Origin of the sequence: Streptomyces guryensis, assembly GCF_021261325.1 — a bacterium.
In the GTDB taxonomy this organism is placed as follows: domain Bacteria; phylum Actinomycetota; class Actinomycetes; order Streptomycetales; family Streptomycetaceae; genus Streptomyces; species Streptomyces guryensis.
In genome coordinates, this window is the sequence record NZ_JAJSBI010000005.1 from 1 (window position 1) to 21,063 (window position 21,063).

Annotated in this window: 16 protein-coding genes; 6 read left to right on the top strand and 10 right to left on the bottom strand. The window is 69.7% G+C overall.

The window, feature by feature from the left end; genetic code table 11:
• Window positions 1-362: arabinofuranosidase catalytic domain-containing protein (locus LJ657_RS11880; RefSeq protein WP_372487904.1), on the bottom strand; the 362-nt coding region annotated here is incomplete at its 3' end.
• Between the two features lie 141 nt (window positions 363-503).
• Complete coding sequence (locus LJ657_RS11885) at window positions 504-3,194, bottom strand: RICIN domain-containing protein (protein ID WP_232648433.1); 2,691 nt, start codon at window positions 3,192-3,194, stop codon at window positions 504-506.
• 607 nt (window positions 3,195-3,801) lie between these two features.
• Here LJ657_RS11885 and LJ657_RS11890 point away from each other — a divergent pair.
• Window positions 3,802-5,742, top strand: coding sequence for an RICIN domain-containing protein (locus LJ657_RS11890; RefSeq protein WP_232648434.1), 1,941 nt, complete (start codon window positions 3,802-3,804; stop codon window positions 5,740-5,742).
• Between the two features lie 460 nt (window positions 5,743-6,202).
• Here LJ657_RS11890 and LJ657_RS11895 read toward each other — a convergent pair whose 3' ends face one another.
• The 5 genes from LJ657_RS11895 to lat all read right to left on the bottom strand — a co-directional run bounded on the left by LJ657_RS11895 (window position 6,203) and on the right by lat (window position 13,622).
• Entirely contained in the window at window positions 6,203-6,556 is a 354-nt protein-coding gene (locus LJ657_RS11895) for a hypothetical protein (RefSeq protein WP_232648435.1), read from the bottom strand.
• Window positions 6,557-6,647: 91 nt separating this feature from the next.
• Window positions 6,648-8,312: an alkaline phosphatase family protein gene (locus LJ657_RS11900; RefSeq protein WP_372487905.1), complete on the bottom strand. Its 1,665-nt coding sequence runs from the start codon at window positions 8,310-8,312 to the stop codon at window positions 6,648-6,650.
• Window positions 8,313-8,517: 205 nt separating this feature from the next.
• A complete protein-coding gene (locus LJ657_RS11905) occupies window positions 8,518-10,683 on the bottom strand; it encodes a thiamine pyrophosphate-dependent enzyme (protein WP_232648437.1) in 2,166 nt (721 codons plus the stop codon).
• On the bottom strand, window positions 10,680-12,233 hold the full coding sequence (locus LJ657_RS11910; RefSeq protein WP_232648438.1) for an aldehyde dehydrogenase family protein: 1,554 nt from the start codon (window positions 12,231-12,233) through the stop codon (window positions 10,680-10,682). Before LJ657_RS11910 ends, LJ657_RS11905 begins: the two co-directional genes overlap by 4 nt.
• A gap of 48 nt (window positions 12,234-12,281) precedes the next feature.
• Window positions 12,282-13,622: an L-lysine 6-transaminase gene (lat, locus tag LJ657_RS11915; RefSeq protein WP_232648439.1), complete on the bottom strand. Its 1,341-nt coding sequence runs from the start codon at window positions 13,620-13,622 to the stop codon at window positions 12,282-12,284.
• A gap of 210 nt (window positions 13,623-13,832) precedes the next feature.
• Here lat and LJ657_RS11920 point away from each other — a divergent pair, with 210 nt between their 5' ends.
• The 3 genes from LJ657_RS11920 to LJ657_RS11930 are packed head-to-tail and all read left to right on the top strand — an operon-like array spanning window position 13,833 to window position 16,893.
• Window positions 13,833-15,218, top strand: a complete 1,386-nt coding sequence (locus LJ657_RS11920; protein ID WP_232648440.1) for a competence protein CoiA family protein — start codon at window positions 13,833-13,835, stop codon at window positions 15,216-15,218.
• Window positions 15,219-15,223: 5 nt separating this feature from the next.
• Window positions 15,224-15,913 (top strand): helix-turn-helix transcriptional regulator, encoded by a 690-nt coding sequence (locus LJ657_RS11925; protein WP_232648441.1) that lies wholly within the window; start codon window positions 15,224-15,226, stop codon window positions 15,911-15,913.
• Window positions 15,910-16,893, top strand: coding sequence for a threo-3-hydroxy-L-aspartate ammonia-lyase (locus tag LJ657_RS11930; RefSeq protein WP_232648442.1), 984 nt, complete (start codon window positions 15,910-15,912; stop codon window positions 16,891-16,893). Before LJ657_RS11925 ends, LJ657_RS11930 begins: the two co-directional genes overlap by 4 nt.
• Here LJ657_RS11930 and LJ657_RS11935 read toward each other — a convergent pair.
• Window positions 16,888-17,283, bottom strand: a complete 396-nt coding sequence (locus tag LJ657_RS11935; protein WP_232648443.1) for a nuclear transport factor 2 family protein — start codon at window positions 17,281-17,283, stop codon at window positions 16,888-16,890. The genes LJ657_RS11930 and LJ657_RS11935 overlap by 6 nt on opposite strands.
• A gap of 170 nt (window positions 17,284-17,453) precedes the next feature.
• On the opposite strand from LJ657_RS11935, the gene LJ657_RS11940 reads away from it, so the two are divergent.
• The gene (locus LJ657_RS11940) at window positions 17,454-17,816 is read left to right on the top strand and encodes a cupin domain-containing protein (RefSeq protein WP_232648444.1); all 363 of its coding nucleotides are present in this window, start codon (window positions 17,454-17,456) and stop codon (window positions 17,814-17,816) included.
• Between the two features lie 3 nt (window positions 17,817-17,819).
• On the opposite strand, the gene LJ657_RS11945 is transcribed toward LJ657_RS11940, so the two are convergent.
• Window positions 17,820-19,175 carry a vWA domain-containing protein gene (locus LJ657_RS11945; RefSeq protein ID WP_505016516.1) on the bottom strand — a complete coding sequence of 452 codons (1,356 nt, stop codon included), beginning with the start codon at window positions 19,173-19,175 and terminating at the stop codon, window positions 17,820-17,822.
• Window positions 19,172-20,029: an AAA family ATPase gene (locus tag LJ657_RS11950; protein WP_232648866.1), complete on the bottom strand. Its 858-nt coding sequence runs from the start codon at window positions 20,027-20,029 to the stop codon at window positions 19,172-19,174. The genes LJ657_RS11945 and LJ657_RS11950 overlap by 4 nt, the downstream gene beginning before the upstream one ends.
• Window positions 20,030-20,398: 369 nt before the next feature.
• Here LJ657_RS11950 and LJ657_RS11955 point away from each other — a divergent pair, with 369 nt between their 5' ends.
• Window positions 20,399-20,995, top strand: coding sequence for a hypothetical protein (locus LJ657_RS11955; RefSeq protein ID WP_232648445.1), 597 nt, complete (start codon window positions 20,399-20,401; stop codon window positions 20,993-20,995).
• Window positions 20,996-21,063: the final 68 nt, after the last annotated feature.

Below are 21,063 nucleotides of genomic sequence, written 5' to 3' on the forward strand. Positions count from 1 at the left end.
CTGCCGCCGCCGGTCTGGTCGTAGACGCGGGTGATGGTGCAGGTGGTGCCCGCGCAGAACGAGTCCTGCGCCGCGGCGTCGGCGACGCCTCCGGCGGACAGCACCCCGATGTCCTTGAAGGCGTTGTCCGAGGCCCGCTGCACCTGGTAGAGCGGCCCGTTGAAGGAGGCGAACAGCGCGCGGCTGGTGCTGTGCGCCGCGACGCACGGCGTGCCGCCCGCCGCGTAGATGTCGCAGGGACCTTGTGCGGCGGCCTGCGAGGCGCCGCTGAACGCGACAAGACCGGCGAAGGCAAGCGCCACCGCGGCCAACGAGACAACCACCCCCCGGCTCAGTTTTCGCAATATGAGAAGCGCAGGCATCATGTACTCCCTTGTTCATTCCTACGGGGGCAGAAAGCCGCGCCCCCAGCCGGGATTGCCGTGGGGTTCTGGGGGCGGGCCGGCTGGGGGCGGGTGGACGCGTCCGGGCGAGCGGATTCGCCGATGCGTCGGGTCACCCTGTCACTGGATCGTCCAAGCCTGGTTGGACTGGTTCAGCGGCATCCACTGACTGATGGCGGCTCCGTCGGCCGTCGATCCGCCGCCGACCTCCAGGACCTGCCTGCTCTCGAAGTTGCGGATGACGTACCCACCGCTGGTCGGCTCGAAGTACCACAGTTGGTTGTTGCCGCCCCCGTAGGTGTACTGCTGCAGCGCGGTCCCCCTCCAGTGACTGGAGGCGTTGATGTCGAGGACCTTGCCGCTGTTCCTGTTCACGATCTTGTAGAGCTGACCGCTGACCGGAACGATGTTCCACTGCTGGTTGGCGCCACCGTTGCTCGGCCACTGGATGACGCTCCCGCCGTCGGCGGTGGAGTTCTGGTACACGTCCATCAGCTTCCCGCTGTTGACGTTCTTGATCGTGTAATTCGTCGACGGGTTGATGGTCGGCGTCCCGGTCGCGGCCTCCAGCGCCCCGCCGGCCTGCTGCACACTGAAGTCCGCGATGAAGAAGTACGCGCCGTCGGTCTTGGCGACCCGCACATAGCGGAACTTCTGGCGGACGTCGATGTTGCCCGTGAGCGTCGAGGCCAGCGACAGGGTGCTCGTCTGGCGTCCGACGACGGTGTAGGTGCCGAAGGACGGGTCGTTGGAGGCCCGGATCTCGAAGTTGCCGCGCGTCTCGGGCTGGTCCAGGTCCTGACGGGTCGTCAGGGAGAACTGTCCGAGCTGGTAGGCCTGCCCCAGGTCGACCTGCCACCAGGCCGAGGTGTCGCTCCCGGTCGGTGACCAGCCGGTGGCACCGTCGTTGTCGTCGGCTTTGGCCGGCCCCCAGGTGGAGCCGTACACCGAGGAGGCGGACGTCGGCTTGTTGTAGGCGAGGTCGACCTTCGCCGCCAGCCCCCGGTAGGCGGACTCAAGACCGGATGCCTTGATCACCGAGTCGTTGGACGTCGTGTTGTTGGTGAGCGTGACGTTGGAGCCATTGCGGTTCTGGTTGATGAATCCGTCGGTACGCGACAGCACGTTGTTCGAAAGGGTCATGTTGTTCGACCCCTCGTCCGTGTAGATGCCGGCCACGGCGGAGCCACAGGCGGCCGGCCCTCGTATCGCGTCGTGGATGTAGTTGCCGCTGATGACCGTGCCCGGGTCGTTCGAGAGGTGGTAGATACCGGCGGAGTCGCACAGCCGGTTCATCACGTTGCCGATCCGGTTGTAGCTGACGCTGTTGTTGCCCTCGGCGTTGGCCGCGGACTGCCAGCCCCAGCCGAGTGAGATGCCGGCCCACGGGGTGTCGGAGATGTCGTTGTGGTCGATGGTGGTGCTGTTGACGAAGCCCGCGTTGATGCCTGCGGTTCCCAGGTAGTCCTCACCGGTCCGGGTGATCAGGTTGTCCTTGACGGTGACGTTCTTGACCACCTCCCGGGCGTCCTCACCGGCCGGGGAGGCGGGCGGGTTGTAGACGGTGTGGTACTCCACGGTCGGGTCGGAGAACTTGCCGACCATGATTCCGTTGCCGGCGATGTCGTGGACGAGGTTGCCGGTCACGGTGCTGTCGTGCACACCGTGGTGCAGGTCGAGGGCGGTGGCGCCCATCTGCGTGAAGGTGTCGCCGGTGAAGGAGAGGCGGTCGGCGTTCGACGCCTGGACCCCGGCCGGCGGACGGCCGACGTACTGGTTGTTGGAGGTGTCGGCGGACAGGTTGTAGTTGCCGCCCTGGCCGTTGAGGTAACCGTTGTTGGTCGCTTCCATCCAGGTGGTCCCGGTGAAGGTGAGCCCGGAGAAGCGCAGGTCGTGTGCGGGACTGTCGAGGTTCGTGCCCTTGATGTCGAGGAGGGTCTGCAGCGTCGGGGCCTGCACGTCGGCCGTGGACATGTCCTCGCCGGGGCGGGGCTTGTAGTACACGGTCTGCGCGGCGGTGTCGACGTAGAACTCGCCCGGTTCGTTGAGGAATTCGTGGGCGTTCTCGAAGTGCAGGGGAGAGCCGTTGGAGAGGACGGGGAAGGGGCGCGGGAAGAGGATGCCCGCCTCGTGGTCCTGGATCGACACGCCGGCGGTGCCGTTGGCGGAGCTGATCGACTTCAACCGCAGGTAGCTCTCGCCCCACTGCGTTTCCAGCATCATCTCGACCTGGTTGAGGTGGCCCCAGTCGGAGACCTGTGAACTGAGCACCTTCAGCAGCTTGTTGGTCTTGTCGCTGCCCTGCAGCTGGAAGTCCGAGCCGAGGTCGGGGAAGCGGGCCCGGGTGGCGCGGACCCCGTTGACGTACAGCTGCCGGAAGTCGAGGCTGCCCACGGACGCCTTGTACTCGCCGTTCGCGGCCGCGGTCCAGCCGGTGATCGCCTTGCCGCCGGTGATGACGGGCGTCTCGCCGTTGTACGCCTGGTAGACGACCGTGTGGCCGTTGGTGCCCGAGTCGCCGGCGCCGAAGGTGATCGGGGTGGTGAGGGGGTAGGTGCCTCCACGCAGGTTCACGACGATGTCGTCGGACATGTTCGCGTTGACAGCTCGGACCGCGGCCTTGGCCGCCTGGATCGTCTTGAAGGCTGCGGCGGTGCTGGTTCCCGGGTTGCTGTCACTGCCGTTGACAGGGTCGACGTAGAAGTTCGTCGTGGCTGCGTAGGCGGGGTGGGCGGGCAGTACGGCCGCGAAGACGACAGCCGCCGCTGCGAGCGCCCTGACTGTCCCCGCTCCGATGCTTGGGGGTCTCATCTGTGGTGTCCCTCCTCCAAACCCCTGCTTCCTATGAGTTGCATTTATCAATGCAAGGAAGCGTTGCAGTCAAGACGATAGGCATATCTATTTTTCACTGGCGCAACAAGGGTGACATGTAGGGGCATCGGGCCCGGCGTTGTTGATGCCAGCGTCAAGGGAGAATCAGCCCAGGTGAAGGCCTTGTTGGCTGAGGCGATCGATCGCCGACGGCGTCCCGCACGGTCCGTCTCGGCCAAGCCGCCTTGCTCTTGATAAGTAGTACTCATTTAGAGGGATGCTGTCGCGGGCGGCCCCGCCAACGGCGCGGGTGCCCCTTCGGCCGTGCGCGCTGTCATCTCCGCGGAGGCTTCCAGCGCATCGCGCTCCGGTTCTCCGGGAAACATGGCATGTCTCAGAAGAATGAATCATCGCATATATGAATGAAACGGTCTCATCTGCTCTCACTCTAAGTACTTTCATCCACTTACCTGTTGACACGGAGCAGTTACGTCATCGAACTTCATGCGTGACTCGGCAGCCCCTGGGATCGCAGGCCCTCGGGCCGCCGCCCCAACCGCCGCACCCCCGACGTATCAGAGCCGCCCGACACCTGGGAGTAGCACCTATGTCGTCAGGAAGACTGTCCCGTCGTACCCTGCTGGGCTCCGCGGCCGCCGCTGTGGCCGCGAGCGCGCTGCCCGTGGTTCCCGGCTTCTCCCGCCTGCTGCCTCAGGCGGCCGCCGCGGACATGCAGACCAATCTCAGCAACCTGGTGAACATGCGGTTCGGCATGTTCAACCACTTCAACATGGGCACGTTCACCAACGAGGAGTGGGCCGCGCCGAACCAGAACCCGGCTCTGTTCGCGCCCACGGCGGTCGACTGCGCCCAGTGGGCGGCGGCCGCGGCGGCGGCGAAGATGAGCTACGGCGTCCTGACCACCAAGCACCACGACGGCTTCTGCCTGTGGCCCAGCGCCCACAACACCTACAACGTCGCCAACAGCTCCTACAAGCACGACGTCGTCGCGCAGTACGTGACCGCCTTCCGGGCCCAGGGCCTGAAGGTCGGCCTGTACTTCTCCATCTGGGACCGCACCTACAACGTGCAGGCCTACGACACCCGCCACAAAGTCGCCTCCGACCAGGCCGTTCAGCCCGGCGACATCACCTACATCCTCAACCAGATCACCGAACTGCTCACCAACTACGGCGACATCGACATGTTCGTCACCGACGGCTACGCCTGGCAGATGGGCCAGCAGGCCGTCCCCTACCAGCGCATCAGGGAACATGTGAAGTCCCTGCAGCCCGACATCGTGATGATCGACCACGGCGGGCTGTCGGTGCCCTACCTCGGCGACGCGATCTACTTCGAGGAGCCCCTCGGCATCACCTCACCGGCAGGCAACACCTACGCCTCGCTGCAGGGCCAGACGATCAGCAACGGGTGGTTCTGGCACCCGACGACGCCCACGACCGATCCGATGAGCAGGGACTCCATCCTCTCCCATCTGGCGGACCTGGAGCCCAAGTACACCTCGTTCATCCTCAACTGCCCGCCCAACCGCAACGGTGTGCTGGACACCAACATCGTCAACCGGCTTTCCGAGGCCGGCGCCGCCTGGAGCGGCCCGGACATCTCCCGGCCGCCCCTGCCCGCCCAGATGCTCCGCGCCGAACACCCGGTCACCCCCGTGGCCGCCTACGCCACCGACTACCACACCGGCGAAGGTCCCATGAACGCCATCGACGGTCTCAGCGACAAGGGCTTCGAGACCTGCTGGTCCACCTGGAGCCTCACGCTGCCCCAGAGCATCACCATCGACCTCGGCGGTGTGTGGAGCAACATCTCCACCCTGGAGTACCTGCCCAAGCAGTGGAACCGCAACGACACCACCGACGGTGACATCACCGCCTGCACCATCTCGACCAGCACCGACGGCACCACCTTCACCCAGGTCGCCACCGCCCGCTGGGCCGGTGACCGCACCACCAAAGTCGTCGAATGGCCCGCCCGCAACGCCGCCTTCGTCCGCATCCAGGTCACCGCCGGCACCGGCGGCTACGCCAACATCGGCAACCTGCGCGTCGGCGGCCGCACCGCGACACCCGCCCTGGTCTCCACCCTCTTCCCCGGTGACGGCACCGTGTACCGCCTTGTCGCCCGCCACAGCGGCAAGGTCGCCGACGTCTCGGGCGCCAAGACCGCCGACAACACCGCCATCCTGCAGTGGCCCTGGCAGAACCATGCCAACCAGAAGTGGACGATAGCCCGGGCCGACAGCGGCTACTACAAGATCCGCAACGTCAACAGCGGCACGCTCATGGAAATCGGCGGGCTGTCCCGCGTGGACGGCGGAGGTGCCGATATCTGGGCCGACGCCGACGCGCCCCAGCAGGACTGGGCCATCACCCCCACCGGCGACGGCCACTACCTCCTCACCAACCGGCTCAGCGGCCTGTCCCTCAACGTCGACAGCGGCTCCACCGCCGACGGAGCCGCCATCAACCAGTGGGCCTACACTGCCATCCCCCAGCAGCAGTGGCAGATCATCCCCTCCTGACAGAGGACCAAAGAAACGTGCATCCGGCGCACACAGGCGCCGGATGCACGTACTTCTCGGGCGACCGCTGCGCGAGTGGCACTGGAGGGTCACGCGGGTGCCGGCCGATCGCGGTAACGTCGGCCAATTGGTCGACTTCGCCCACCGCGTCCTTGGGCCGGCTCTCACGGTGGTCAAACGCAGCGAGGACGTCTCGGGGTTCATCGTGCCGCCCAGGAGGCCCGCAGCCTGGTGGCGCTCCTGGGGACGGCGGCGTGCGGCACGCGCGGCCGGCTCGTCCGGGTGTGTCGTCAGGAGGATGAGACACGCGCCTGGAGGTGGGCCCGGCCGGCCACCCGAACCTGGTCCCCGACGGTGCAAGGGCGGTGGCCGGTGACGTCACCGATCCGCGGACGGTGAACGCGCCGGCCAAGGACGCCGACGCGCTGGTGCCGACCGTCGGCGGGCCCGACGCCGCCCGCTACACCGACGCCGTGGCCACGGCCACCGCCGCGGTCCGGGCGCTGGGACCCGCCGGCCCGCGCATCATGCACGCGGGCGGCGGCGCCGGCCTGCTCGACGCCCCCGACTTCCCGAGGAGTTCAAGCCGTACGCGATCGGCCAGGTCCAGGCCCTCGATGCGTATCGGGCCCCGGACGAGGACGTCACCGGGACGTACTTCTCCCCGCCGCCGGTTCACTTCGCGCCCGGCGAGCGCACGGGGCGCTACCGCACCGGACCGGACACTCCGGACGTCGGGGACGACGGACAGGGACGCGTCTCCTACGAGGACCACGCCGCCGCCCTCGTCGACGAGGGCGCGAACCCGCGCCATCCCGACCGGCGCTTCACCGGCGGCTCCTGAACTGGGCGCCTGACCCGGCCGTCCGTGGGGCCAGGCGCCCAACTCGCGCCTCGGACACCTGTCAGTGCAGGGGGAGTGCCCGCGTGTGGTCGATGCGTACGGCGTCCAGGGACTGGGAGTTGAGGCCCAGGAGCCGCAGGATCGTCGGGGCGATCTGCGTGGTCCGCACCGAGTCTCCGACCCGCACCCCTTGCGGGGTGGCGGCGCCGGAGACCACGAGCGGGACGTCTAGGTCGTCGGCGTGGGCACCCCCGTGCTCGGCGATCTTGGACTTGCCGCCGGTGTAGACGACGCCGTACCGGGTGATGCCGAACAGGTCGGGCACGCGGGAGTCGCCCGGGCGGACGTGGAAGTAGCGGGCGGCCTCGGCACCCGCGTAAAGGGTCCTGAGGCCGCCGGCCGTGAAGGGCTTGGCCGCGCCGTCGATGCCGTTGCCGGTACCGGACTGAGCGAGCAGGTACGCCTTGGCGAAGCCGGTGGCGGCCTTGGAGCGGTCGGTGAGCCACAGGAGCATCGCGTCGTCGTCCACGGCGTGCGCGACCAGGTCGCCGGCGCCCGGGTGGGCGGCCTTCCACGCGGCGTTGAGTCCGTCCAGGAGGGCGCCGTCGTCGATCCGGGTCAGCGCCTTCGGGTCGGTCGGCGACTGGCCGTGCTTGGCCGAGAGGATGACCGTCGTGCTGCGGTCCAGGTGCTGCTTGTGGAGTTCGGCGAGGAACGCGCCCACCTGCTGGTCGACGAAGGCGAGGTTCTTGGCCAGCAGCGGCCCGGGCACGCCCTTGGCCTGGTAGCCGCCCGTCAGGCCGTCGGAGGAGGGCAGCTTCTGGGCGGTCGACACCGACTGGAAGTTCATGCCGAAGACCGCCGGGGTGCCGACCTGGTGGGTGCGGCCGTGGTCGTAGCCGTCGATCTCGTTCAGCACGGCCCGCACCTTGTAGCCGTCGTACTGCTCGGTCGCCGCGTTGTCCTTCGTCCAGTCCTTGCCGGCGGGGTAGCCGATGGCCTGGCTGTTGATCTCGGGGGCGAACAGGTCCTGGATGCCGTTGCCGCTCGGGCCGTTGAGGATGTCGTAGGCGACATGTTTGTCGGACCATGCGGTGCGCAGGCCCGCCTTGCGGGCCACGTCGAAGACCGTGTTCACCTTCAGGTAGCCGTGCGGGTAGAGCGGCTTGCACGTCTTCGGGTCGACCGGCAGCTTCGACGGGTCGATGAGGCTCGCGGCGTCTCCCGTCATCTTCAGGATGCTGCCGGGCAGTCCCGCGAGGCCCTGGCCGGCGTCGAGGGAGTCCTTGTTCTTGTCGAGGTCCTCGGTGAGGTCGACCTCGGCACCCGGCTTGGCGCCCGCGCAGGCGGTCGTGCCGGCCGGGAGGAGCGCGGCGTCGTAGGTGTCGTCGTAGTAGACGCCCGTGGTGCCCGGGTCGCCGCCGGTGAGCTGGCCGACCATGCCGGGGAACGAGTCGGAGGGGACGGTGGTTCTCGCGTGGGTGTACTCCACACCGCCGCCGACGAGCCGGGCGAGCGGCGAGTCGGGGTGGCGGTCGATGTACCAGGCCAGGTCGGACTGGTGCAGTCCGTCGACGGACAGCAGCAGGACGTGCCGGGCACGAGCGTGCGCCTGCGCGTGTGCCGCGGCAGGCGCGGTGGCCGTGGCGGTGAGGGCGCCCGCGGCGGCTAGCGCGGCTGCGGCCGCGGCGACGGTACGGGCGGGACGGACTGGACGTCGGAACAAGGGTGCTCCCTGGTTGTGCGGCGCGGGGGGCGGCGAACCGTGCAACGACATGGGAAGGGCAGAACGTGTACAGGAGCGGACGTACGGACCGGGTCCTGCCCAAGAAACACATCGGCGCACGCAAAGAGGTGCGCTGCCGACACCGCCCACCGGGTCCCGGACAACTCTCGTACGGTCGACTGGCCTTCCCTCGGGGCGCCTGACCTCAGCGGGCTTCTGAGAGCAACTCGCCCGCGGCCCGCTCCACATCGCCCTCCGACACGAGCACCAACTGCGCCGCCTGTCCCAGCGGGACGAAGCTGTCCGCGCTGGTGACCCGTCGGACCGCGCCGCTGAATCCGGCGTCGACCAGGGCGGTGACGACTCCCTCCGACACGCCGCCGGTACGGCGGGTCTCGTCGACCACGAGGACACGGCCCGTCGCTCGGGCCTCCCGCAGCAGGTCGTCGACCGGCAGGGGGGCCAGCCAGCGCAGGTCGACGACCCGGCAGGCGACGCCCTGTTGCTCCAGCCGGCGCGCGGCCCGAAGCGAGATGCGCAGACCGTTGCCGAAGGTCACGAGGGTCAGGTCCGTGCCCGTGCCGTAGGTGCGTGCCCGGCCGATCGGGACGTGCTCGGCGGCGGGCGGGTAGGCGGCGAGCCAGGCGTTGTCCCCGTCGGAGTGGAGATCCCTGGCGTGGTAGAGCGCGATCGGCTCCAGGAAGGCGCTGACCGTGCCGTCCACCTTCGCGGCCGCCACACAGGTGCGGAGCATCGCGGCGGCGTCGTCGGGGCGGGACGGGGAGGCGATGACCAGCCCGGGAACGTCCCGCAGGGCGCCCAGCGCGTTGTCGTTGTGGAAGTGGCCGCCGAAGCCGCGCTGGTAGCCGTAGCCGGCGATGCGCACCACCAGGGGATTGCGGTACTGGCCCTGGGAGAAGAACTGCAACGTGGCTGCCTCGCCGCGCAGTTGGTCCTCGGCGTTGTGCAGGTACGCGAGGTACTGGATCTCCGCCACCGGCAGCAGCCCGGACAGTCCCGCCCCGAGCGCGAGGCCGAGGATGGCCTGCTCGTCGAGCAGGGTGTCGAAGACCCGGGCGGTGCCGAAACGCCGTTGCAGTCCCCGGGTCAGCCCGTAGACCCCGCCCTTGCGGCCGACGTCCTCGCCGAAGACGACCATCTCCGGGTGGCCGCCGAGCAGGTCGGCGAGAGTGTGGGTGATGGACTGCGCGACGGTGACCGGCTCACCCACGGGCACGGTCGGCGGTTCGCTCGTACGGCGCGCCCATGCCGCCACGAGGTCGGGGCGGCGGGGTGCGAGGGGGGCGGCGATCTGGACCGCGGTGGTCAGCGGCTCGCTCTCGAGGGCCTCCTTGGCGACGGCGAACACCCGTCCGCCCACCTCGTCGTACCGGTCGACAACCTCCTGCGGGGTGAGGACGCCGGTCGTCGTGAGCAGCCGGGCAGTGGCCAGCAGCGGATCGCGCCGCAGGTCCGCGGCGACTTCGGACGGCATCCGGTAGGCGGCCTCGGCGTCCGAGCCCGCATGGCCCAGGAAGCGGACCATCGACAGGTGCAGGAACGCGGGTCGGCGGTGCTTGCGCACATGGGCCACAGCCTCGCCGGCGGTGTCGAAGACGGCTTGCGGATCGCACCCGTCCGCGGCGAAGTAGGCGAGAGCGGGCCGGTCGCCGTAGGCGCGCCGCACCCAGTCGTGCGGGGTCGGCACGCTGATCCCCAGGCCGTTGTCCTCGCAGACGAACAGCACCGGCATCGGCAGACCCTGGTAGGCCGCGTGGCAGGCACTGTTGAGGGCGCCCGCCGCGGTTGAGTGGTTGACCGACGCGTCACCGAAGGAACAGCACACGACGGCATCACCGGGCCAGGCGCACTCGGTTCCGAGCCGCCTGGCGCGGGCGATGCTCCACGCCACCCCGACCGCCCGGGGCAGATGGGAGGCGATGGTCGACGTCTGCGGGATGACGGCCAGTTCGCGGCGCCCGTAGACCTTGTGCCGGCCGCCGGCGATCGGCTCCTCGGCCCCGGCGGCCACCCCCAGCAGCATGTCCCTGACGGCGTCGACACCGCCGGCCTGCCGGGCGCGGGCGCAGTAGAAGGCGCCCGACCGGTAGTGCAGCAACGCCGGGTCGGTGGGGCGCAGCGCGAGGGCGAGTGCGGCGTTGCCCTCGTGGCCGCTCGATCCGATGGTGTAGTAGCCGCGGCCCTGCTGCTGCATCCAGCGCGCGGCGGCGTCGGCGTGCCGGCTCTCCAGCTGGGCATCGAACAGGTCCAGCGCGGTACGGGTGTCCAGCCGGCCCGGAGCCTGGGCGGCAGACCGGAGACCGGCCACCGCCTCGCGGAAGTGCCGGTCCAGGTCCTCGACGCCGCTCACAGGCGGAAGGACAGGTCGGGTTCGAGCACGGCGACGTCCATCTGTGCCTTCTGCAGCCGGCCGGAGTGGTCCCAGTTCATCGACTGCCAGCGGGTGAACTGGTCGAGCACCCACTGCCCCGACTGGCGACTGCCGTTGCCCGACTTGCCGTTGCCGCCGAACGGCAGGTGCGCCTCGGCTCCCGAGGTGGTGTTGTTGACGCTGACCATGCCGGCGGAGATGCCGCGCCGGAACGTCCACACCTCGTGCGGGTCGGTGGTGTAGATCGCGGCGGACAGCCCGTAGCCGTGGGCGTTGGCCAGATCGAGGGCCTCGTCGAAGTGGTGGTAGGTGGTCACGCCGACGATGGGGCCGAAGGTCTCGGTGAGGAACAGGTCGTCGTCGCGGCGCACTTCGTCGACGATCACCGGGTGGTAGAACATGCCCGCCTCGGGGTCCCCGACGAACCCCTTGCGCGGGTTGTCGGCCGTGATCCGCCCGACGCCGTCGGAGCCGTAGGTCCGGTGGTGGTCCTTGATCCAGCCGAGGAAGGTCTCGTAGCGCCGCGCGAACCGCTCGTCGAGCATCGGGCCGTACAGAACGTCCTCGAAGGCGTCGCCGATGCGGGCCGTGCGGCTCGCGGTGTCGAATCGGGCGAGGAAGTCCTCGTGCACCGACTCGTGGACGATGAGCGTCCCGAGGGAGGTGCAGCGCTGCCCCGCGGTGCCGAATCCGGAGAACAGCGCCCCCTCCACCGCCAGGTCGAGGTTCGCGCTCGGGGTGACCACCTGAGGGTTCTTGCCGCCCAGCTCCAGGCACGGGGTCTGCAGGTGACTTCCGCACAGGGCGCCGATCTTCTGGCCGACGTGAGTGGAACCCGTGAACCCGACCTTGTCGATCAGCCCGGCGTCCAGGGAGGCCTCCAGGCCGGCGTACGTCTGCTCCCCGTCGGCGAGTACGAGGTTGAGCACGCCGTCGGGCAGGCCGCCCCCGTGCACGAACAGCTCGAAGAGGGCCCTGGCGCTCGCGGCGGCGTACTCGGCGGGCTTCCACACCACGGTGTTGCCGGTCACGAGCGCCGGCACGAGATACCAGGCCGGCACGGCCACCGGGAAGTTGCCAGCGGTGATCACCGCGACCGTGCCCATGGGGTTGCGGAAGGTGAACAGCTGCTTGTCGGGCATCTCCGAGGGCACCGTCTGCCCGTACAGCCGGCGGCCCTCGCCCAGGAAGAAGTCGCAGGTGTCGATGATCTCCTGCACCTCGCCGAGCGCCTCTGCGAGCGGCTTGCCGATCTCTTCGGTCACGATGCGGGCCAGCCGGTCCTTGTTCGCCTCGACGAGCCGGCCGATCTTTCCGATCGCGGAACCGCGCACCGGCGCCGGGACGTCGGCCCAGGCCCGCTGTGCCGTCTTCGCGGCCTTGGCTGCCCCGACGAACGTCGAGGCGTCCCCGAGGGAGACCTCGGCGACCAGATCCGCCGTGCGGCCGGGATTGCGGCGCTGAACAGTCCCGCCGGGAGCGCCGGCGACCGGGTGGCCGGCAACGATCGAGGCGACGGAACGGGCCATGACATTGCTCCTTGTCAGCTGGGAGGGGTCGGTGTCCGCCGGGAGGGGTCAGTCCAGGCCGGCAAGGACCCGGTCGAGGGCCCGCAGGGCGATTCCGAGTTCGTCCTGGGTGATGGACAGGGCGGGGCGGAAGCGCACCGAACGCTCACCGCACGGCAATGCGATCACCTGCTCTTCCGTACGCAACCGGCGTACCGCCTCGTCACGGACGCCACTGTCCGGCAGGTCGATGGCGCTCATCAGCCCACGCCCCCGCGAGTTGGACGCGAGGGGCGCGTGCCGGACCTCCAGATCACGCAGTTCGGCCAGGAACCACGATCCCACGGCAGCCGCATGGGCCACCAGGTCGTCCCGTTCGACGATCTCCATGATGCGCCGCGCGCGGACCATGTCGACCAGCCCGCCGCCCCAGGTGGAGTTGATCCGCCCGGAGACCCGCAGGACGTTGTCGGGCACCTGGTCGACCCGGCGCCCGGCCATGATGCCGCCCAGCTGGACCTTCTTGGCGAAGGCCACGATGTCCGGCTGGAGACCGAGTTGCTGGTAGGCCCAGGTGGTGCCGGTGATCCCCACGCCGGTCTGCACCTCGTCGAGCACGAACAGCGCGTCGTACTCGTGGCAGAGCGCCTGCATCGCCTGCAGGAACTCGGGGCGCAGGTGGTTGTCGCCCCCCTCGCCCTGGATCGGCTCGGCGATGAAGCAGGCGACGTCGTGCGGGTTGTCCTCGAAGGCCCGCCGCGCCTGCGTGAGGGCCCGCTGCTCGGCCTGCTCCACCTCGGCGAGGTGGCGCTCGAGGGGAAACCGCATCGCGGGTACGTCGATGCGCGGCCAGTCGAACTTCGGGAAGCGTGCCGTCTTGTTGGGCTCGGTGTTGGTCAGTGAAAGGGTGTAACCGCTGCGGCCGTGGAAGGCCTTTTGGAGGTGGAGCACCTTGGTGCCGAGTTCGGGGGAGCGGCCCGCGGCCTCGTTGCGGCGGCTCTTCCAGTCGAACGCCGTCTTGAGCGCGTTCTCGACGGCGAGTGCCCCGCCCTCCACGAAGAACAGTCTCGGCAGGTCCGGATCGCCCAGTACCCGGGCGAACGTCTCGACGAACTCGGCGTAGTGCGTGGTGTACATGTCGGGGTTGGCGGGCTTGTTGGCCGCCACCTGCGCAAGCAGGGTCATGAACTCCGGATCGTCCACGATGCCCGGCGCGTTGAGCCCCAGCGGAGCGGACGCGAAGAACGAGTAGAGGTCGAGGAACCTCTCACCGGTGCGTGCGTCGACGATCCAGGAGCCCTGACTGGAGAGCGGGTCGAGGACAAGCTTGAAACCGTCGGTCAGCACATGACGGCCGAGTCTTTCGTGCACCTCGCCCGGATGGATCGTCGACGCAGCAGCAACCGTCATGGGGCACCTACTCTCGATAGCCGCGAACAGGAGATGTTTCGTCAGTCACGAGGAGTCACGAAAGTATCTTAGGTGTGTGGCTGAGATGGCCGCAAGATTTCGTGCACGGGTAGATGTGAATGCCGTCGGCGGCGGCATGTCCGGCGGTCCGCCCCGCGTTACCGATCATGACTTAGGCCGATTGTCAGTGGTGCGTCCTACTCTCGCCATATGACCTACTGCGTCTGGCACAGGGGCCTCGGCATCACGCTCGACCTGACCGAGGCGGATCTCGGGCACCCCGAATACCCGCGGCTGCTCGACGAGATCTACGGCAATTACCAGCCGGACCTTCTGTACTGCCTGGAAGCCCATGAGGACGAGGGGTTCATCTGCCCCGGCTTCATGGCCGTCCGCAAGGTCGACGGCCGCCCGCACGCCATGCACGTGGCCAGAGGGGAGCGCCCCGAGACGAAGGCCGAAAGCGATCTCCACAAGGCGCTCAGGGAGTACACCGTCAAGGTCGCCTCGGGGGAGGGGTTCCGGGTCACGGGAGCGGAGAGGGCCGAGCGTGGAAAACACCGCACCGACGTGACCGTGGAGAGCGGCGGCAGCCGTCGGCTCGCGTATGAAATACAGCTCGCGGCGATAGCCGGCGGTTCCGTCGACGAGCGCACCCGCAGCGCACATCGGGAGGGGCTCACCCCGCTGTGGCTCGTCAACAACGAGAACGCGATACCCATCGACCGCGCGCCCTGGGCCCGCCTGAACGTACAGAGCTGGCGGGACGTGACCGACCGCGCGGCCCTGCCGGTGCGCGGCGGCATCAAACAACTGCACATGTCCCGCTGCGACTGGAGCAATCCGGTGCCCTGCCCCCTGCAGGGTGCGGGCCGCTGCGGCGGACGGCACGCGCTGTGGGAACCCGTGCGTGGCCTCTACTACGACGACGTCATCCGGCGCACGGCCACGGGCGAACTCGTCTCGCTGTACCTGCCCCACCCGGCGGGCCGCCGTGGCTGGCACATGTGGGTCACTCCGACGGACAAGGACGAGTTCCTCGAAGGCCGCCCCGAACCCCTGCCCGGCTCTGCGGCGGCGCTCCGGGCGGGCGGGGCGGATCCTCTGCCCGCGCCTCGGACCGCCGCATGGGAGGCCGGCGACGGCATGGAGGCGGGTCTGCGCGGCGAGCTCACCCGGGCGCGTGACGACGAACGGCCCATCGATGCCTCGCTGTGGCACACCGAGCCGGGCTCGTCGGAGTTCTCACGGCCCTTCACCGTGGGCGAGTTCGTCATACCCGGCGATCTGGTGGCCGCCCGGCGGACCTTCACCCGGGCGCTGGAGCACTGTGCGGACATCGCCGCGCACCTGCCCAGTGGCGTGGACGTCGCAGCCGGGCGTGCCGAGATCACCGGTGGTCAGCGGGAGCGTCTCGCGGACGCGCGGGAGCGGTGCCGGCGTCTGGCCGAGGAGATGCACACGCACCCCTGGTGGGAGACGGTCGGCGACCGTCATGCCGCACGGGAGGCGCTGACGCACGCCGCGACCCACGACACGGCATCCTGGACTGTCCGTCCAGGCATTGGACCAGCAGTCCAAGGTGAAGTAGTCTGAGGCGTATGCCTGAGGAGCAAGTCCACGACGCCGAGCGGGACGCGATCCTCGCGGCGCTCGGCCCTGTCGTCGACGGGATCGCGGCGACGTTCGGCCCGGTGTGCGAGGTGGTGCTGCACGACTACCGGCGGCCGGAGAAGTCGGTCGTCGCCGTCGCCGGCGAGGTGACCGGGCGGGGCGTGGGCGGGGCGATGAGCGAGATCGGCATGAGGGTGCTCGCTCAGGGCGACGAGGCGGCCGACGACCTGAACTACGTCACCCGCACCGGGACCGGAAAGCTGGTCAAGTCGTCCACGATGGTGCTGCGCGACTCCACGGGAGCGGTGTTCGGCGCACTGTGCGTCAACGTGGACATCACCGCCGTGAACGAGGCCCATGCCCTGCTCGGAGCGCTGGCCGGCCTCGTCTCCGGCGCCGCCGAGCCGCCGGTCACGGCCTTCGGCAACGACATCGACTCCGTCGTGGACGCCATCCTGGACGCCCATCGGCTCGGGCGGAACGAGAGCTGGGCCGGACTCGGCCGGGCCGAGCGCCTCGATCTGTTCCGCGGGCTCGACGAACAGGGCGTGTTCGCCGTACGCCGCGCGATCGAGCAGGTCGCCGCCCGGCTCGGCATCTCCCGCGCCACCGCCTACAGCTACCTCTCCCAGGCCCGAGCCGCCACCGACCCGACCCCCGCTGGAGGACACGCGTGACGACCACCACCCCGCCGGTCACCCTCGACGCCGTCCGCGAAGCGGCCGACCGGCTCAAGGGCGTCGCCCACCGCACCCCCGTACTCCGCTCCCGGACGCTCGACGAACTCGTCGGCGCCGAGGTCCTCCTCAAGTGCGAGAACTTCCAGCGCGTCGGCGCCTTCAAGTTCCGCGGCGCCTACAACGCGGCCTCCCGGCTCGCCCCGGGACAGCTGGCCCGCGGCATCGCCGCCTACTCCTCCGGCAACCACGCCCAGGCCGTCGCCCTCGCCGCCCGCGAACTGGGCACCACCGCCGTCATCGTCATGCCCGAGGACGCCCCCCGCTCGAAGGTGGACGCGACCCTCGGTTACGGCGCCGAGATCGTGACGTACGACCGCTACACGGAGGACCGCGTCGCCGTCGGCGAGGCCCTGGCCGCCGAGCGGGGCCTCGCCCTCATCCCGCCCTACGAGCACCCGCACGTCATGGCCGGGCAGGGCACGGCAGCCCTCGAACTCCTGGAGGAGGCAGGGGAGTTGGACGCACTGATCGTGCCCGTCGGCGGCGGTGGGCTGATCGCCGGGTCCGCCACGGCCGCCAAGGCGCTGCACCCCGGCATCCGGGTGCTCGGCGTCGAACCGGAGGCCGGGGACGACACCAAGCGGTCCCTGGAGGCGGGCCGGCGCGTCAGCATCGAGGTGCCGCGCACGATCGCCGACGGGCAGGCCCTGCACACGCCCGGCGAGCTGACCTTCTCGGTGAACCGGCGGCTCGTCGACGGGATCTGCCTGGTGTCCGACGACGAGATCCGGGACGCCATGCGGTTCGCGTTCGAGCGCCTGAAGATCGTCGTCGAGCCGAGCGGAGCCACCCCGATCGCTGCCCTGCTCGCCGGGCGTGCCGGTTCGCTTCCGCGCCGGATCGGCGTCATCGTCTCCGGCGGAAACGTGGACGCGGACCGCTTCGCCCGGCTGTGCGGCCGGGCGACGGAGTCATGACCAGAACTCGTTGCCCTTGTCGATGTCCGCTACGCACTCGTCGAGGTCGGTGATCTTGTCCCCGACGATCCGGAAGACGATGGCTCCGTCCTCGTCGATCCGCTTGTCGCCGCGCTGGGCGGTGAAGTGGTGCATGGAAACCGCGTGGCCGCGGCCGTCCACGAGGACGTTGCGCAGTTCGACCTTGAACGTGCCGCCCGTCTCCTCGTAGAGCCGGCGGTAGTAGTCCAGGACCGCGTCGATTCCCTTGCAGTCGCCGGACAGCATGTGGCTTCCGGGCACATGGTGCGTGGCGTCGCCCGTCATCATCGAGCGCAGGGTGTCCATGTCGCCGCGTGAGAAGGCCTCATAGCCCGTGCGGACGAGTTGTGCGTGGGGGTGTTCAGCCACGGTGATCGCCACCTTTCTGGGTGGTACGGCGAAAGCGGCCTCGCACCATTCTCCGCTCGTTCGACCGGGTTGTCCGCTCATCGACGTTTTCTCCGCATCCCGGATGGCGGTCCCAGCTGGACCGGCGGACGATGGTGTGGTGGGCGGAGCTCGCAAGGAAGGGAGCCGTCATGCTTGAGATCAAGGCCGTCGAGAAGCCCGACGAGCGGCGCGATTTCCCGCGCGGACACCTGGAAGCCGTGCATATGACCGGGCTCGACTTCGCGGTGGGGACCTTCGAACCGGGCTGGAAGTGGTCCGAGTCCGTCGCGCCGATCGCCGGAACGGACAGCTGCCAGGTCCACCACAACGGATACTGCGTCTCCGGACGCATGCGCCTGCGCATGGACGACGGCGCCGAGCAGGAGGTCGGACCGGGCGACGTGTTCGTGGTGTCACCCGGGCACGACGCCTGGGTGGTCAGCGACGAGCCGTGCGTGGTGTACGACTTCGCGGGCCAGATGGCGACGGACTACGCGAAGTCGAAGGGCTAGCGGTCACACCGGCAGCAGGCGCGCGACGAGCGCGCCGAGCTGCCGGGCGTTGCGGCACTCGTGCATCTCCACCAACTCGGCGTACTCGGGTGCGGCGGAGTCGCCCGTGCCCCACTGGGCGTGCGGCTCGGGGTTCAACCAGTAGACGCGGCGGGCCCGTTCGGCCACCTGCCGTACCGACGTCAGGTTCGGGTCGCTCATGTTCGTACGGGCGTCGCCGAGGACGAACACCGTGGTACGCGGACCCACCGCGTCGCCGTACCGCTCCGCGAACTCGCCCAGTGCGACGCCGTAGTCGCTGCTGCCGTGCCAGCCCGTGAGCGTCGCCTCCGCCCGGATACGGGCGCCCAGCCCCTCCGGGTCGGCCGCTCCGTGGTCGAGGAGCCGGGTCACCTCGTCGAGCCGGTTGACGAAGGCGAACACCCGCACCTTGCTGAACTGGTCGTGCAGCGCCTGGACCAGCAGCATCGTGAAGTCCGAGAACCCGGACACCGACCCCGACACATCGCACAGCAGCACCAGTTCGGGCCGCATGGGCCGGCGCCTGCGCAGCACCGGCTTCATCGGCACCCCGCCCGTGGACAGGGAACCGCGCAGGGTGCGCCGCAGATCGATGCTGCCGCGGGAGGCACGGCGCCGACGGGCCGCGAGCCGGGTGGCGAGCTTACGGGCGAGCGGCTGAACGGTTCTGCGCAACTCGGCGAGCTGGAGTTTCCCGGCGTAGAGGAAGTCGACCCGGTCGGGCGTCGTGGCCACCGCGCGCCGCGCGAGCTCGTCCCGGTCGCGCTGCTCGGCGATCCGGCGCCGCGCCTCCACGGCCACCTGCCTGCGGAACGTCTCGATCCGCCGCCGGATCTCGTCGTCGAGCAGCCGGTCGGCGAACCCGGAACTGCCGTTCCGCGCCCGGACGTTCTCGCGGACGCGGGCGAGCAGGGTCTGCGGGCGGAGCCGGTCGAGCGTCTGGTGCGACGACCAGCCCTCCGACCCCGGCGACGTACCGTATCCGCCGAAGCCGTCGACCGCCTCCGCCGCCAGCTGCCCCATCATGACGACGTCGCCCGCGGCGAGCGCGGCGGAGAGCCGTTCCCGCAGATCCTCCCGGTCGGCGGGCTCCGTCTCCGGCCCGCCGACGCCCCGCGGGAAGTACAGGTCGAAGACCGGGTCGAACACCTGACGCTGCACCGTGCCGTGCAGCAGTGTCGCGGCCAGCCCCTCCCGCAGCAGCTCTCGGTCCGCGAGGCCCAGTGCAGCCACCGCCTGTGCCGCGTCCACGGTCTCGCCGGTACCGATCCGCATGCCGTGCGCCCGCAGCGCCCCGACGAGAGAGGTGAGGCGCTCCGCCACTCCGGGGGCGGTCACACGGCGTCCACGTCGAGCTTGGCGGCCGCCTTGAGGACGTCGTCCTGGTGCTTGAGGAGAACGCCCAGAGTGTCGCGTACGACCGTCTCGCCGAGGGTGTCGGCGCCGAGCGCGAGGAGCGTGCGCGCCCAGTCGATCGTCTCGGCGACCGAGGGCACCTTGCGCAGGTCCATCGCGCGCATCGCGCCGACCACCCGCACCACCGAGCCGGCCAGCGCCTCGTCCAGGCCGGGCACCTTCAGCCGTACGATCCGACGCTCCAGTTCCTCCTCGGGGAAGCCGATGTGGAGGAACAGACAGCGGCGGCGCAGCGCCTCGGACAGCTCGCGGCTCGCGTTCGAGGTGAGGACGACGAAGGGGCGGCGGGTCGCGGTGATCGTGCCCAGCTCGGGAACCGTGACCTGGAAGTCGCTCAGTACTTCCAGGAGCAGGCCCTCCACCTCGACGTCCGCCTTGTCGGTCTCGTCGATCAGCAGCACCTTGGGGTCGTCACCGCGGATGGCGGTGAGCAGGGGCCGCGTGAGCAGGAACTCCTCGCTGAAGATGTCCGTGCGCGTCTCGTCCCAGGTCTCGTCGCGGCCCGCGCTGATGCGCAGCAGCTGCTTGGCGTGGTTCCACTCGTACAGTGCCCGGGACTCGTCGACGCCCTCGTAGCACTGCAGCCGGACCAGCCGCGCGTCCGCCACCTCGGCGACGGCCTTGGCGAGCTCCGTCTTGCCGACCCCCGCGGGGCCCTCCACCAGCAGCGGCTTGCCCAGGCGGTCGGCGAGGAAGACGGTGGTGGCGACCGCGGGCGAGGCGAGATAGCCGGTGGCGGCCAGACGCGCGGAGACGTCGTCGACGGATGTGAACAGCAACGGGGCCTCCAGCTCGGCACGGATCGGACCGCTCGACACGGATCGGATCCACTATCTAAGCGCTTGTTCACCCGTCCTGTCACGCGAAACCATCCAGGCGGGGCGCAGAACCCGGCCCCGTCCGGGTCACCACGACGCGCCGACCCTGCGCCCGGCCGGCGCAATGGACCGGTGACCGCGCCCCCGGACGACTGCCTCGCCGTTCCGCGCAATGGCCGGCTCGGGCGGCGTGGAGCATCAGCACACCCCGGATGCCGGCCATGCCGCTGTGGCCCCGCTGCTGCCGGCCGTGCTCCTCCTGGACCCGGAGCCCCGCGGTCAGGGAGAGGGAAGTCCGTTGTCAGTGGCGCCTTGTACGTTTCGGTCATGGGGATCTATCTGGTCAGTGTCGATGCGCAGGAATGGTTCGACGACGACGAGGATGAGGGCGGCCGAGGCGCCGTCGCCGCCGCGCTCGACGCGGAGTTGGGACGGCGCGGGCTGCCGCCGTACACCTCGGTGCCCGAGGGGGCGGACTTCGTGCGCGGCTCGGGGATGTCGTTCGAGGAGAAGCTGGTGCCTCCCATGGACGGGTTCAGCGCCCTGTGCCGGGCACACCTGTCACGGGCGGAAGAGGAGGTGCTCTGCGGCTGGACGCTGCTGGTGCCCCTCTCCCTCGACGAGGAGATCTGGCTGCCCGTCGACTCCGCCTACACGGACGAGACGATGGTCGCCGGTGCTCCCCAGGTGCTCCGCCTCGCGGAGCGGCTGGCGACGGCAGTCGAACTTCCGGTGGACGAGATACCGGCGACCAACGACAACCTGGACCTGACCATGTGGTTCCTGGACGGCCCGGCGAAGGACCTGGCCGCCACCCGGCCGGGACCCTGGAGCGACGACCTGGACACCGCCTTCTACGTGGCGGTGTATCTGCGGGCCGCCCAGCACTCGCTGCGCCGCGGCTGCCCGATCGAGTACTGCTGACCGGGACCTCGCAGTTGGCGTGCAGGCAGACCGTCGGTCAGGAGAGAACGAGGCCTCTGGTGCGCCAC